This is a genomic window from uncultured Psychroserpens sp. (genome assembly GCF_947492715.1).
GTDB lineage: Bacteria > Bacteroidota > Bacteroidia > Flavobacteriales > Flavobacteriaceae > Psychroserpens.
This window is the reverse complement of the sequence record NZ_CANLNS010000005.1, coordinates 176784-191242: the sequence shown is the minus strand read 5'-3', so window position 1 is coordinate 191242 and position 14459 is coordinate 176784. Positions and strand designations below refer to the sequence as shown.

13 protein-coding genes are annotated in these 14459 nt (G+C 34.5%); 10 read left to right on the top strand and 3 right to left on the bottom strand.

Annotation, left to right across the window (positions count from 1 at the left end):
* The first annotated feature begins 83 nt into the window (after window positions 1-83).
* The 7 genes from Q0787_RS13390 to Q0787_RS13360 all read left to right on the top strand — a co-directional run bounded on the left by Q0787_RS13390 (window position 84) and on the right by Q0787_RS13360 (window position 8101).
* A complete protein-coding gene (locus Q0787_RS13390; RefSeq protein WP_298903327.1) occupies window positions 84-506 on the top strand; it encodes a hypothetical protein in 423 nt (140 codons plus the stop codon).
* Between the two features lie 20 nt (window positions 507-526).
* Complete coding sequence (locus tag Q0787_RS13385; protein ID WP_298903325.1) at window positions 527-1558, top strand: helix-turn-helix transcriptional regulator; 1032 nt, start codon at window positions 527-529, stop codon at window positions 1556-1558.
* A 134-nt stretch (window positions 1559-1692) separates the two neighbouring features.
* On the top strand, window positions 1693-2085 hold the full coding sequence (locus Q0787_RS13380; RefSeq protein ID WP_298903324.1) for a hypothetical protein: 393 nt from the start codon (window positions 1693-1695) through the stop codon (window positions 2083-2085).
* Between the two features lie 133 nt (window positions 2086-2218).
* Window positions 2219-2674: a MarR family transcriptional regulator gene (locus Q0787_RS13375; protein ID WP_298903323.1), complete on the top strand. Its 456-nt coding sequence runs from the start codon at window positions 2219-2221 to the stop codon at window positions 2672-2674.
* Window position 2675: 1 nt separating this feature from the next.
* Window positions 2676-5084: a 3-hydroxyacyl-CoA dehydrogenase/enoyl-CoA hydratase family protein gene (locus Q0787_RS13370; RefSeq protein WP_298903322.1), complete on the top strand. Its 2409-nt coding sequence runs from the start codon at window positions 2676-2678 to the stop codon at window positions 5082-5084.
* A gap of 4 nt (window positions 5085-5088) precedes the next feature.
* A complete protein-coding gene (locus tag Q0787_RS13365; protein WP_298903321.1) occupies window positions 5089-6279 on the top strand; it encodes an acetyl-CoA C-acyltransferase in 1191 nt (396 codons plus the stop codon).
* A gap of 19 nt (window positions 6280-6298) precedes the next feature.
* Window positions 6299-8101, top strand: a complete 1803-nt coding sequence (locus tag Q0787_RS13360; RefSeq protein WP_298903320.1) for an acyl-CoA dehydrogenase family protein — start codon at window positions 6299-6301, stop codon at window positions 8099-8101.
* A gap of 274 nt (window positions 8102-8375) precedes the next feature.
* Here Q0787_RS13360 and Q0787_RS13355 read toward each other — a convergent pair whose 3' ends face one another.
* Both Q0787_RS13355 and Q0787_RS13350 read right to left on the bottom strand, forming a co-directional pair.
* Window positions 8376-9788 carry a M56/M15 family metallopeptidase gene (locus Q0787_RS13355; protein WP_298903319.1) on the bottom strand — a complete coding sequence of 471 codons (1413 nt, stop codon included), beginning with the start codon at window positions 9786-9788 and terminating at the stop codon, window positions 8376-8378.
* Complete coding sequence (locus tag Q0787_RS13350) at window positions 9785-10168, bottom strand: BlaI/MecI/CopY family transcriptional regulator (RefSeq protein WP_298903318.1); 384 nt, start codon at window positions 10166-10168, stop codon at window positions 9785-9787. Before Q0787_RS13350 ends, Q0787_RS13355 begins: the two co-directional genes overlap by 4 nt.
* 103 nt (window positions 10169-10271) lie before the next feature.
* Between Q0787_RS13350 and Q0787_RS13345 the strand changes: the two genes are divergently transcribed.
* The 3 genes from Q0787_RS13345 to Q0787_RS13335 all read left to right on the top strand — a co-directional run bounded on the left by Q0787_RS13345 (window position 10272) and on the right by Q0787_RS13335 (window position 13532).
* Window positions 10272-11555 (top strand): nuclear transport factor 2 family protein, encoded by a 1284-nt coding sequence (locus tag Q0787_RS13345; protein ID WP_298903317.1) that lies wholly within the window; start codon window positions 10272-10274, stop codon window positions 11553-11555.
* 90 nt (window positions 11556-11645) lie between these two features.
* Entirely contained in the window at window positions 11646-12140 is a 495-nt protein-coding gene (locus Q0787_RS13340; protein WP_298903316.1) for a DUF6265 family protein, read from the top strand.
* Between the two features lie 24 nt (window positions 12141-12164).
* Window positions 12165-13532 (top strand): M28 family metallopeptidase, encoded by a 1368-nt coding sequence (locus Q0787_RS13335; RefSeq protein WP_298903314.1) that lies wholly within the window; start codon window positions 12165-12167, stop codon window positions 13530-13532.
* A gap of 77 nt (window positions 13533-13609) precedes the next feature.
* On the opposite strand, the gene Q0787_RS13330 is transcribed toward Q0787_RS13335, so the two are convergent.
* On the bottom strand, window positions 13610-14407 hold the full coding sequence (locus Q0787_RS13330) for a T9SS type A sorting domain-containing protein (RefSeq protein ID WP_298903313.1): 798 nt from the start codon (window positions 14405-14407) through the stop codon (window positions 13610-13612).
* Between the last annotated feature and the right edge of the window lie 52 nt (window positions 14408-14459).

Below are 14459 nucleotides of genomic sequence, written 5' to 3'. Positions count from 1 at the left end.
CGTTCTTTTTTCAAACCTAAAAAATGTTTGATTCGATGTTGATATAAATAACTTTGATACATAATCTTAAAATTTTATCAATCATGAAAAAATCAATTAAACTAGTAACATGTTTATTCTTGTTATTATCATTATCTATCCAGGCTCAGCAAAATAATCAAAAACATTGCGACGCCATTACTCTTAACAGAAGCATACAATTTGATGGCAGTTCTGATACCGAAGAAATAAAGGTAGAAGTAGCCGACTCAGCAAAAAAGTTATATGTCAGTATTAATAGTACCATAAAATCTGGGTACTTAACCGTTGAAGTTTACGACCCAAAAGGCAACAAAAAAGGTAATTTTTCTATTGAAAGTCAGGTTAAATCTAGCAATAAGAAAAAAGAATTGGTTTGTGGTCAAATGCAAAAACATATTGACGATCCGATACAAGGAAATTGGGTAATTAAACTCATTCCTAATAATGTCGCCGGAGATGTGTCCATCTGTACATCTATGATGTAACACTAATCTAATCTAACCAAATGCAAAAAGACAATAGACTTAAATATTTCAAAAGACTTGTTGTTTTGCAGTTGATTTTTGCATTAGCCAGTTTCAATTGCTATTCACAATCTACATCAAAAAACGTACAGTCCATAAAAGGTAAACTACAGTTAGATTCCATTTGGGAACCTGTGGTTTACCTATCACATATACCCACATTTAAAGACATGTATACCATGTCTAACGAAATGATTATTGCAGAAACAAAAATCGACAGCAACGGGTATTTTCATTTTTCATCAAAAGCCCTGCCTAGTGCAGATAATCTTTACCGCATTCATTTATCAAAAAAGGAAGCGCCAGCGGCCTCATTAATTATTGGTGGCAAAGAAGAGAATCATATTTTTTTTATAGCCAATCAACATTCGAATATCAGCATAAGCAATACGGCCAACGATAGTCTATTTAGCCCATATAGCATTACAGGATATAGCCCGAATAAAGACCTTAAAATAATAACACATCTTATTTATCAAGGAGATCATGACAATAGCAAATACGGATCTATAAAAAAGGAATTTGTAAACAAAACTTTAAACCAGCAATTAAGACATATTGCCGATACATCTTCACATCCAATCGTATCCCTTTACGCTCTTAATCACAGTAAATTCGAATCTACTTTTCTAGAAAATCAATCATTTTATAAGAACTATTTAAGGAAATGGGAGAACGATAATTCTACCTATTTTAAAGAATTAAGAGTTAAATTTCCGAAAGAAGAAAACACAGCAACATTTTGGTTTATAGGGATTGGTATTCTCTTCTTTATGCTAGGCTTTATTATCAATTATTTTTTTAATAAAAACCGTAAAAAAAACAACAACCAATTAAAATCTCTAAGTGTTCAGGAACGTAAAATATTTACTCTTCTAAAAGATGGAAAGTCTAATAAAGAAATTTCAGATGAATTAAGCATTGGATTAAGCACTGTCAAATCACATGCAAGTAAAATTTATTCAAAACTAGGCGTCAAATCACGTAAAGAAATACTTGATATTAATATTTAAGCTCACTTTATTAAATCGCAACAATAAGAGTATTATACTTTATTTTTTAACATAAAACTTACGATATTCGTAATTTTAACATCCATTTGATGAAATTATAATATCTTTGACGCGCTAACTAATATTATTTTTTTATGAAAACAAAAAGTTTTGTACTCGCAGGTCTCATAGGAGGTGTGGTTGACTGGTTACTCGGCTGGTTATTTTACGGGATTATTTTTGCCGACACATTCCCACAACCTCAAGAAGGCACCAATGCCATGCTCTTTATTACGCTAGGCTGTTTAGTGTTTGGATTTTTTATCTCCTACATTTTTAACAAATGGGCTCAAATTACAACATTGATGACAGGTGCCAAAGCTGGTGCCATTATTGGCCTTTTTATGGGGCTAATTACTGTACTCTTCAATATGGCGAACCAAATTGAAATAGACTATCAAAGATATGGTTTAGAGTTGTTAATCTCTATAATTATGGCTGCAGTAGTTGGTGCTGTCGTTGGTTTAATCAACGGAAAAACAAGTTAGCCCTACAAATACACACATATTTTTTAAAGCGTTTCTTATGAGACGCTTTTTTAATTTTAAAATCATAAAATTTAAATAATTTATTATGCATGCATAGTATTTTTTAGTATATTTGGATTCCAAAATTCAAATTATGAAGGATAAAACTATTGACTATGTACTTAGAACCACTTGGTTAGCTGTCAATAAGATGTATAACGAAGAAGCATCTCAATTTGGTACAACAATGGCTACAGGCTTTGCCCTCCTAAGTATAGATCCTGAAAACGGAACACCTTCTACATCTCTTGGCCCAAAAATGGGAATGGAGGCAACAAGTTTATCACGTACGCTCAAAACCATGGAAGAAAAGGGATTAATTACTAGAAAACCAAATCCTGAAGATGGTAGAGGTGTGCTTATTCACTTAACCGAATTTGGACGAGAAAAAAGAGCGTATTCTAGAGAAAAAGTACTCACATTCAACGAAACCATAAGAGATAACGTTTCTGAAGAAGAGTTAGCAAATTTCTACAAAGTAGCTGAAGTCATTAATAATATGATTTCAAATAAACAGATATACAACCAAAAAGAACACATTTTAAAATAAGATGAGTAAACGTAGAATTAAAAAGATTGCCATTATTGGATCAGGTATTATGGGAAGCGGTATCGCTTGTCACTTTGCTAATATTGGTGTTGATGTTTTATTATTAGACATCATTCCGAGAGAATTAAATGATAAGGAAAAGTCCAAAGGTTTAACCTTAGAAGACAAAGCTGTTAGAAATAGACTAGTTAATGATGCATTAACAGCCTCTATAAAATCGAAACCTGCCCCACTCTATCATCCTTCTTTTAAAAATCGAATCACGACAGGAAACCTTGAAGATGATATTTCAAAAGTAAAAGATGTAGATTGGATTATGGAAGTTGTTGTTGAACGCCTAGACATTAAACAACAAGTCTTTGAAAAACTAGAACAGCATAGAACTCCAGGTACTTTGATAACATCAAACACATCTGGTATTCCTATAAAATTTATGAGTGAAGGAAGAAGTGACGACTTCCAGAAACATTTCTGTGGTACGCATTTTTTTAATCCTGCTAGATACCTGAAATTATTTGAAATCATACCAGGCCCAAAAACAGACTCTTCTGTTTTAGACTTTTTAAATGGTTATGGCGAACAATTTCTTGGAAAAACTTCTGTAATTGCTAAAGACACACCTGCCTTTATAGGAAATAGAATAGGTATTTTTAGTATTATGAGCTTGTTTCATGCTGTTAAGGATTTAGATTTAACTATTGAAGAAGTAGACAAGTTATCTGGACCTGTTATAGGACGTCCAAAGTCGGCAACTTTTCGAACTGTTGATGTCGTTGGGTTAGATACCTTAGTTCATGTTGCTAACGGTATTAGAGAAAATTGTCCAAACGATGAGCGTCATGCGCTATTTCAACTACCAGATTTCATCAATACAATGATGGAAAACAAATGGCTAGGAAGTAAAACTGGACAAGGGTTTTATAAAAAAACAGTTTCGAACGAAGGCAAAAAAGAAATTCTTTCCTTAGATCTTAACACTCTTGATTATAGACAAAAACAACGTGCCAAATTTGCAACTTTAGAGCTTACCAAAACCATTGATAAAGTTGTGGATCGTTTTAAAGTTTTAGTAAACGGAAAAGATAAAGCTGGTGCATTTTACCGTAAGAGTTTTGCAGCCTTATTTGCTTATGTATCTAATCGTATCCCTGAAATCACAGACGACCTAGACAAGATTGATGATGCTATGAAAGCTGGGTTTGGTTGGGAACATGGACCTTTTCAAATTTGGGATGCCATTGGTGTAGAAAACGGAATTGAAATGATGAAAGCAGAAGGCTTAGAACCTAATACGTGGGTTAATGACATGATAGCTTCGGGAAGTTCTTCTTTTTATACTGTAAAAGATGGCGCAACCTATGCGTACGATATTCCTAAAAAGTCTCAAGAAAAAATTCCTGGTCAAGACAGTTTTATCATTCTAGATAACATCAGAAAATCCAACGAAGTGTTTAAAAATTCAGGTGTTGTTGTTGAAGATTTAGGAGATGGCATTCTTAATGTAGAATTTCAATCTAAAATGAACACTATTGGTGGAGATGTTCTTGCTGGATTAAATAAAGCAATCGACTTAGCCGAAAAAGATTTTTCAGGATTAGTGGTTGGAAACCAAGGCGCTAACTTCTCTGTAGGTGCCAATATTGGAATGATTTTTATGATGGCTGCCGAGCAAGAATATGATGAGCTGAACATGGCCATAAAATATTTCCAAGACACAATGATGCGTATGCGTTACTCTTCGATTCCAACAATTTCTGCCCCTCATGGTATGACATTAGGTGGCGGATGCGAATTATCTATGCACGCAGATAAAGTAGTTGCAGCAGCTGAAACTTACATTGGGTTGGTTGAGTTTGGCGTTGGTGTGATTCCAGGTGGTGGAGGCTCTAAAGAAATGGCTTTAAGGGCTCAAGATACATTTAGAAAAGGAGATGTAGAACTAAATGTGTTACAGGAATATTTCTTAACTATTGGTATGGCAAAAGTAGCTACATCTGCCTATGAAGCCTTCGATTTAGGTGTTCTTCAAAAAGGTAAAGATATCGTTGTTGTCAATAAAGACAGGCAAATCGCTACTGCAAAAGCACATGCAAAACTATTGGCGGATGCTGGCTATACACAACCTGTTAAACGAAAAGACATAAAAATACTTGGTAAACAAGCACTGGGTATGTTTTTGGTAGGTACAGATGCTATGGAAGCGAGTCATTACATTAGTGAGCACGACCAAAAAATTGCCAATAAATTGGCCTATGTAATGGCTGGAGGTGATTTATCAGAGCCCACTTTAGTAAGTGAACAATACTTATTAGACCTCGAACGTGAAGCCTTCTTATCGTTATGTACTGAACGCAAAACTTTAGAACGTATTCAGCACATGTTAAAAACTGGAAAACCTTTAAGAAACTAAAACAATGAAACAAGCATATATAGTTAAAGCATATAGAACTGCAGTTGGCAAAGCACCAAAAGGGGTGTTTAGATTTAAAAGAGCCGATGAATTAGGAGCTGAAACCATTCAGCATATGATGAAAGAATTACCAAACCTTGACGTCTCAAGAATTGATGATGTTATCGTTGGAAATGCAATGCCTGAAGGATCTCAAGGCCTAAACATGGCTCGATTTATTTCTTTGATAGGATTAAATAGTGTTGATGTTCCTGGAGTAACCGTAAATCGCTTTTGTTCATCTGGAATTGAAACCATCGGTATTGCTACCGCAAAAATTCAAGCAGGAATGGCAGATTGCATCATTGCAGGTGGTTCTGAAAGCATGAGTTCTGTGCCAATGACCGGATTTAAACCAGAACTAAATTATGATACAGTAAAAGCTGGACATGAAGAGTATTATTGGGGTATGGGAAATACTGCCGAAGCTGTTGCCAACCAGTTTAATGTATCAAGAGAAGATCAAGACGAGTTTGCCTATAATTCCCATATGAAAGCACTCAGAGCGCAAGCCGAAAATCGTTTTCAGGATCAAATTGTTCCTATCACAGTAGACCAAACTTATATCGATGATAATGGTAAAAAAGCGACCAGGTCTTATACAGTAACCAAAGATGAAGGTCCAAGAAAAGGAACAAACAAAGAAGCCTTAGCTAAGTTGCGCGCTGTATTCGCTCAAGGCGGAAGTGTTACCGCTGGAAATTCATCCCAAATGAGTGATGGTGCAGCTTTCGTAATGGTAATGAGTGAGGATATGGTTAAAGAATTAAACATTGAGCCTATCGCACGTTTGGTTAACTATGCGGCGGCTGGTGTTGAACCTCGTATTATGGGAATTGGTCCTGTAAAAGCAATTCCAAAAGCATTAAAGCAAGCAGGCCTAAAACAATCTGATTTAGAATTAATAGAGCTTAATGAAGCGTTTGCATCGCAATCCCTAGCAGTGATTAGAGAGCTCGATTTAAACCCCGACATTATTAACGTTAATGGTGGTGCCATTGCCTTAGGTCATCCCTTAGGATGTACTGGAGCAAAATTGTCTGTACAGTTATTTGACGAAATGCGGAAACGTGATATGAAAGGTAAATATGGAGCCGTTACAATGTGCGTTGGAACTGGTCAAGGTGCCTGTGGAATATTCGAATTTTTAAACTAACAAAGAACAAAATATAGCAATGGAAACAACAGAAAAAGATATCTTAAGAGGTGGGCAATTCTTAGTAAAAGAAACGAAATGCGAAGACGTATTTACTCCTGAAGATTTTTCAGAAGAACAAAAAATGATGAAGGAAGCGGTTATGGAATTTAACGACCGTGAGATCATTCCTCATAAAGCGCGCTTCGAAGCTAAAGATTATGCGCTTACCGAAGAATGTATGCGTAAAGCCGGAGAGCTTGGTTTCTTGGGTGTAGCAGTTCCTGAAGCCTATGGCGGATTAGGAATGGGTTTTGTATCTACATGTTTAACCTGTGATTATATATCAAGTGGTACAGGTTCTTTTAGTACAGCATTTGGTGCTCATACTGGAATTGGAACAATGCCAATTACACTATACGGAACCGAAGAGCAAAAACAAAAATATGTACCAAAATTAGCTACTGGCGAATGGTTTGGCGCATACTGTTTAACAGAGCCTGGTGCAGGATCTGATGCCAATTCTGGTAAAACTACAGCGGAGCTTTCTGCCGATGGCAAAACCTATAAAATTAATGGGCAAAAAATGTGGATATCTAATGCAGGCTTCTGCAAAATATTTATCGTTTTTGCTCGTATTGAAAATGACAAAAATATTACTGGATTTATTGTTGAAAATGATCCCTCAAATGGTATTACGCTTGGTGAAGAAGAGCATAAATTAGGTATTCGTGCGAGTTCTACACGTCAAGTATTCTTTAACGATACCGTTGTTCCTGTAGAAAACATGTTATCTGAAAGAGGTAACGGCTTTAAAATTGCAATGAATGCTTTAAATGTAGGTCGAATTAAACTTGCTGCTGCGTGTTTAGATTCACAAAGACGTATCATGTCTTTAGGCGTTCAATACGCTAATGAGCGTAAACAGTTTAAAACACCTATTTCAGATTTTGGAGCTATTAAAACAAAACTAGCTCAAATGGCAACTAGTGCTTATGCTGGAGAATCTGCAACATACAGAGCTGCAAAAAACATAGAAGATCGTATCGCTATTCGTGAAGCCTCTGGAAACACTCATCAAGAAGCAGAACTTAAAGGTGTTGAAGAATATGCTATTGAATGTTCTATCTTAAAGGTGGCTGTTTCAGAAGACGTACAGAATTGTGCAGATGAAGGTATTCAAATTTTTGGCGGAATGGGATTCTCTGAAGAAACACCTATGGAAGCAGCTTGGAGAGATGCTCGTATTGCTCGTATTTATGAAGGTACTAACGAAATTAACCGTATGCTGTCGGTTGGAATGTTAGTAAAGAAAGCAATGCGTGGTCATGTTGATCTATTAGGTCCTGCAATGAAGGTACAAGAAGAACTTATGGGTATTCCGTCTTTCGACACACCTGATTATACCGAATTATTTTCTGAGGAGAAGGCAATGATTGCCAAACTTAAGAAAGTCTTTTTAATGGTGGCTGGTGCAGCTGTTCAAAAATTTGGACCAGACCTAGAAGAGCATCAACAATTGCTTATTGCAGCTGCCGACATCTTAATTGAAATTTACATGGCAGAATCTACAGTTTTAAGAACTGAGAAAAATGCAAAACGCTTTGGAGAAGAAGCCCAAAAGGTTCAAATCGCCATGTCAAAATTATATTTATACAATGCTGTAAGTATTGTTGAAGGAAAAGGAAAAGAAAGTATTATTTCTTTTGCAGAAGGTGATGAACAGCGCATGATGTTAATGGGACTTAAACGTTTTACGAAGTACCAAAACTACCCAGATATAGTAGATCTTCGCAATGAAATTGCTGAAAAAGTTAAAGCAGAAAACAAGTACTGCTTTTAAAGATTTTTTATTTAGTTGAGTTGCCTCAATGAGGCAAAGTTTGTTTTTAAGATTTAGACTAATTCAAATTTTCTAAACATGGAAAGTCAATCCACTAGTGGGATTGGCTTTTTTATTTGTAACATGTTCTACTGTATTATAAAATATCTTTGTCCTAATTATGACCTGAGAAGCATTCTTTTAAAGCTCAAGTCCTTCCAACTACAGTGATTTCTCTAAAAAAAAGCCAATTCAAATTGAATTGGCTTTTTTAACTAACATATGATAAGGAAAATCATAATTTTATCTTACTCGCTTTAGCCAAACCTTCATATAATGCTTTGGCTATCTCTTGCTGAAATTGATGGTTATTCAATTTGGCTTTATCTTCAGGATTAGATAAAAACCCCAATTCTAGTAAAACTCCTGGACATTTAATATCCTTTAATATTTTGAAACCTGCAGTTTTCATTTTTGCATTATCAAAATTCTTAGGAAGTTGCTGATTAATTAACGACATTCCATATTTTAAGGATTCCTTATTGGTCTTTTCATTATCATAATAAAACACTTCTAATCCCTTTGCGGCAGCATCTGGTGCCGAATTACAATGTAAGCTAATCATAAGATCTGGATTTTGAGCATTAATGAATTTCACTCTTTCATTTAAAGAGAAAAACTTGTCTTCAGACCTTAACGTAATTAGTTTAACGGTGTTGTCACTAAATTTCATTAATTCATTTGATATTTTCAATACAATGTCTTTTTCATTTAAATGCCCCGAATCTACTCCTCCGTGGGCGGCATCTACAATAACAACTAGTGGTTTTTTTGAATCTTTGAAAGAGCTCAGCATAAATATTCCTGAAAATAAAAGTAAAGCTGTTGTGGTAGTTAATGTTCGTTTTAAAATTGATGATTTTGATTGATGTAACATAATAATTCTGTTTTTGATTTGAATGAAATTGAATCCGCTAGTTAATGGAACGCGGTGTTCCATGCGACCCGAATTAATAATGAGATGAGCATAATCTTCAAGGTCTATTCCTGATTTTATGGTGTAATTATCTGCAATAAATTCATGATTTTGTACCACTGCCCTTCTGTATAACCAGATTAAAGGATTAAACCAAAATAGGCATAGCAAGGCTTCCATGAGCAAAACATCAATAGTATGCCCCTGTTTATAATGCACAAGCTCATGTTGTATCATTGATCTTACATAGTGCTCATCATTTAAACTTTCAGAATTGACAAATAGATAGTTAAAAAAGCTCGAAGCATTTTTTGTGTCGGTCTCAATCAATTTAAAAGGACCAAAACTATCATAATGGTGTTTAGAACGTTTAAGAATGTCAATTAAATTCTTAACAAACCTGAAAGAAAAACATAAGGATATTAAAATGTAGGCATACCAAACTGCTGTAGTCATTGAATAACTGGGTTTTTCAACTTCTAAAACCGTAACACCTTCCAAGTTTTCATGAACAACTGGGATGTCTTGGTCTGTGTGTAATGATATTTGTGTGATACTAGGTACGGCATCAAATAACTCAACTTTCATAAGCGGCGACGCCATACAAAGTACTAATGTTGCTAAAAGAAATACTCGATTAAACTGAAATGTCTTTTGACGTTTCAGAAAGCAGGAATATACCAAAAACGAACATCCCAAACTTACCAAGGTATAAAACATGTAATTAATCATTTACTGTTTTTTTGGTTAATTTTATGTCGAAGCAATTCTTGAAGTTCTTCTAATTCTTCTACCGACAAATCTGCATTTTTAGTAAAAAACGACGCAAATTGCGACTTAGAGTCATTAAAAAAATGTCTAATCATCCCGTTAACTTGCTTAGAAAAATAGTCGTTCTTTTTTAAAATAGGATAGTACTGTTTATCTCTTCCTAGTCGCTCAAAACTTATATAGTCTTTATCACACATTCGTTTCAAAAGTGTTGAAATTGTAGTGTAAGCAGGTCTTGGCTCTGGAAACTGTTCAACAATATCTTTCATAAACCCTTTTTTTAGAATCCATAAATATTTCATGATTTGCAATTCAGATTTATTTAGCTGTTTTATATCCACAATTATAGTTTTAATACTACAAATGTAGTAATAAATTTCAATTGAGCAAATTTTTACAAAATGCGTATTAAAACTTTTATATCTTTATCATAAATCATCTCTTATGAAATTGAAGTTTACACTACTCGCATTATTCGCAACAATTTATGTTGGTAATTCTCAATCCAATACCGAGGTTTTTCTCTTCGATTTGGAAGCTAACGGTTCGCAAATACAAGTAAAAAATGGTATAAATATTTCTAATAATGAAGGTTACGATAATCAACCTTCATTTTTAAACGATCGCTATATTTTGTTTGCTTCTACCAGAAATGGTCAAACAGATATTTCGAAATACGACATGCGTTACGATTCAAAATCGTGGTTAAATTTTAGTGATGGTGGCGAATATACACCACTAAAAATCCCTAATAGAAATGAAGTGTCTGCTGTTCGTTTAGACAAAGATGGCAAACAACGTCTTTATGCCTATAATATGAGCAATGGAGAATCTAATGAGCTTATACAAGATCTGGTTGTGGCTTATTATACTTGGTATGACGAAAACACAACTGTGGCTGCCGTTATTGAAGGTGACAATCTAAATTTGTTTGTAACCAATCTGGAAGAAGGCACAAGTAGAAAGTATCAAAGCAAGGTTGGACGCTCATTTCATAAAATTCCTAATTCAAATTTGGTAAGTTTTATTTCCAAAGAAAATGAAAATCAGTGGCAAATAAAATCTCTGAATCCAAAAACTGGAGCGACTAAGGTCATCGCTAACACTATGGAAGGCGTAGAAGATATTTGCTGGTTAGACGACAAAACAATACTCTCTGGAAAAGACAATGTATTATACAAACTCACCTTACGAAAAGATAATAACTGGAAGAAAGTGGCTAATTTAGAAGCTAACAGTATTTCGAAAATAACGCGGTTGGCAACCAATCCAGAAGGGACAAAGCTGTTAATTGCAGGAGATATTAACGCAACATCTGGTAGTACTGAAACTACAACAGACGATACAAAAACTGAAACAAGCGAATCTGAAGAATCTAACTCTGAAAGCACAACAGAGCCATCTAAAGTAGAGGCTATTGTACAAAGAAACCTGGAGGCATACAATGCACGTGATATTGACGCCTTTATGAAAGATTACGCAGACGATGTAAAATTATACGCTTACCCTAATACGCTTCAAACTGAAGGGAAAGATGCTATGCGTAAAAGTTATAAAGACTGGTTTGATCGTGTTAAAGATTTGAGAGCATTTATAAAGAAACGTATTGTTATTGGGAATAAAGTTATAGATGAAGAGCAGGTTACAGCAAATGGTCAAATTTTTAATGCTGTAGCTATTTATGAAGTTGAAAATGGAAAGATAACTAAGGTAACATTCATACAATAGATCTAATTTTAAGTAGATTAACAAAAAAAATGTCCATGGGTTGTAGGTTACAAACGTTATCATCATAAACAACCCTATAAAAATACAATAATGAAATACTTATTTATACTTCTTTTTGGCATGAGTTTCTGCGTTACAGCTCAGACTGCAACCACAGAAACAAAAGATTCCTTAGCTCCTAAACTTGAGAATATCAAATGGATATCGGGGAATTGGAAAGGCGAGGCTTTTGGAGGTCAGGTCGAAGAAAATTGGAGCGAACCATCGGGTGGTTCAATGATGGCCACCTTCAAACTTATTAACGACGGTAGAGTGTCTTTTTATGAAATTGAAATTATTCGAGAAATTGAAAATTCGCTTGTACTTCAACTTAAACATTTTGATAACGACCTAAAAGGCTGGGAAACCAAAAATGAAACCGTTGATTTTCCGCTAATAAAAATTACCCCAACCCAAGTCATTTTTGAAGGGATGTCCTTTGAAAAAGTGAGCGCTAACGAAATGAATGTTTTTGTTGATATTAAAAATGAAAAGGGCGAAGTAGACATTGTGAAATTTAATTACAAAAAAGCGACTAAAGAGTAATAAAGCTTACCAATACACATAGCTATGACACAACAGTATTCACTAAAATTATGTCTTTCAGTAATGTTATTATTTACTGTTAGCCTATCCAATGCTCAAACCAGTCAACAGATTTACGATATTATAGATGCAGTTTCTGAAGATCGCTTAAGACAAGATGTTAAAACCTTAACCGAATTTGGTACCAGAAACACATTTAGCGATACGCTTAGTAATACTCTGGGTATTGGAGCCGCAAGAAGATGGATTAAAAAGGAATTTGAAACCATTTCTAAGAATTGTAACAATTGCCTTGATGTGTTTTATCAAAAGGATTTTGTTACCAAAGAAGGTAATCGACGTGTTCCCCATGATGCTTGGGTAGTTAATGTAGTTGCCGTTCAAAAAGGCACAAAATATCCAAATCGTTATATTATTATGAGTGGTGATATTGACTCTAGAGCGAGTAATACTATGGATTTCACTACAGATGCTCCTGGTGCTAATGATAACGCTTCTGGCATGGCTGGAGCCATAGAAGCCGCAAGGGTACTCTCTAAATACAAATTTGAAAGCAGCGTTGTTTATGTTGGCTTATCTGGAGAAGAACAAGGTCTCTTTGGTGGTGCAGGACTAGCCAAATATGCTAAAGAACAAGGTTGGGACATTATAGGAGTTTTGAATAACGACATGATTGGAAACATTGAAGGTGTTGATGGTGTTATTGATAATAGATCATTCAGAATTTTCTCTGAACCTATAACTACTGCAGAAAAAGATCCCGAAGTACTTGCACGCCAAGCTAGAGGTCGTCGTTTTTTTGGTGGTGAAGTAGATGGAACCTCTCGTCAATTAGCTAGATATGTTCATAACAGTGTAAAAACCTATATGCCAGAAATGAATCCAATAATGGTATATCGATTGGATAGGTTTGGTAGAGGTGGTCATCATAGACCTTTTAATGATTTAGGTTTTCCTGGAATTAGAATTATGGAGGCTCACGAAAATTACACACAGCAACATCAAAATATTCGGACTGAAAATGGCATTGCTTATGGTGACACCTTTGAGCATGTCAATTTTGGTTATGCTAAAAAACTTACGGCAGTAAATGCTATTAATATGGCCAGCTTGGCTTGGGCTCCCCAGGCACCAACAGTTGTAGAAATAGGTGGAATTGTAGAGCCTTCTGCAAAACTAAAATGGAATTCCGTTGATGGCGCCAAAGGTTATAAAATATATTGGAGAGATACTACATCTCCAACTTGGGATCACAGTAGATATGTTGGAAATGTTACCGAATTTACACTCAAAGGTATTGTTATCGACAATTATTATTTTGGCGTATCTGCTGTTGGCAAAGATGGTTTTGAAAGTATCGTAGTATTTCCAAATGGTAGAATACAAAACTGATACCTTATTGGTTTTTTATAATGCAAAAAGACCATCCATTGGACAGTCTTTTTGTTGACATAAAATAAAAAAACTAACTAATTAACTAAAATCTTTTTTGAGTTAATACCGTTTTCGGCTTTTACAATTACAACATAAGCACCTGTACTCATTGTATTTGTATTAATGTTTAACTCACTATAAGTATTTGAAGCATTTGATCTATGTACAGACTGACCTAGAATTGAATATACTTCAACAGTATCTATTTTTAAATTTGAATTATTTAATATTTTGATTTGATCTGAATTCGTGTCAAATAATATATCTAATGCTTTATTTGCTTCAAAATCTGTCGTTCCTAAAGTCTCTGGTTGCATAAATACAATTTCGAAACGATTTAAATATAAACCAGCTGGAAGTTCAACTTCGTATGGTCCATCTTTGATACTATGAAAAACACCTAATTCAACATCATGAACAAAAATTTTCATAGCGTTAGGAATATTTTCTAATTTATGAATGGAAATCATGTTAACTCCACTCGTATTTGTGTTAATACCAATAGGCATTACAGTCTCTTCATTAATACTATCAATTCCTTGATTGATATATTTTCCATTTCCTATTAACCAATACATGTCATCAGATTGTACATTATCAATTGACATATCAAAATCTGAGTCATAGCCTTCTGTAGCATTCTCATCTTCCACAACTAAAATCTCTCTTTCATAAGAACCTGCAGAGTTTAATTTCAATCCAATCTTTTTTCTTAAATCTGGATCATTAGGTGTATTGGCAAATACAAAATTTGAACACATTAAAGCGATACAAAAAAGTAAAGTTGATACGCTTGCTGTTTTTGAAATCTGAAAATTTGTAATTGTTTTCATAATAGTTAAATTTTTAATGATGTTTTACATCATTTGCTTAGTTAAATTCTCT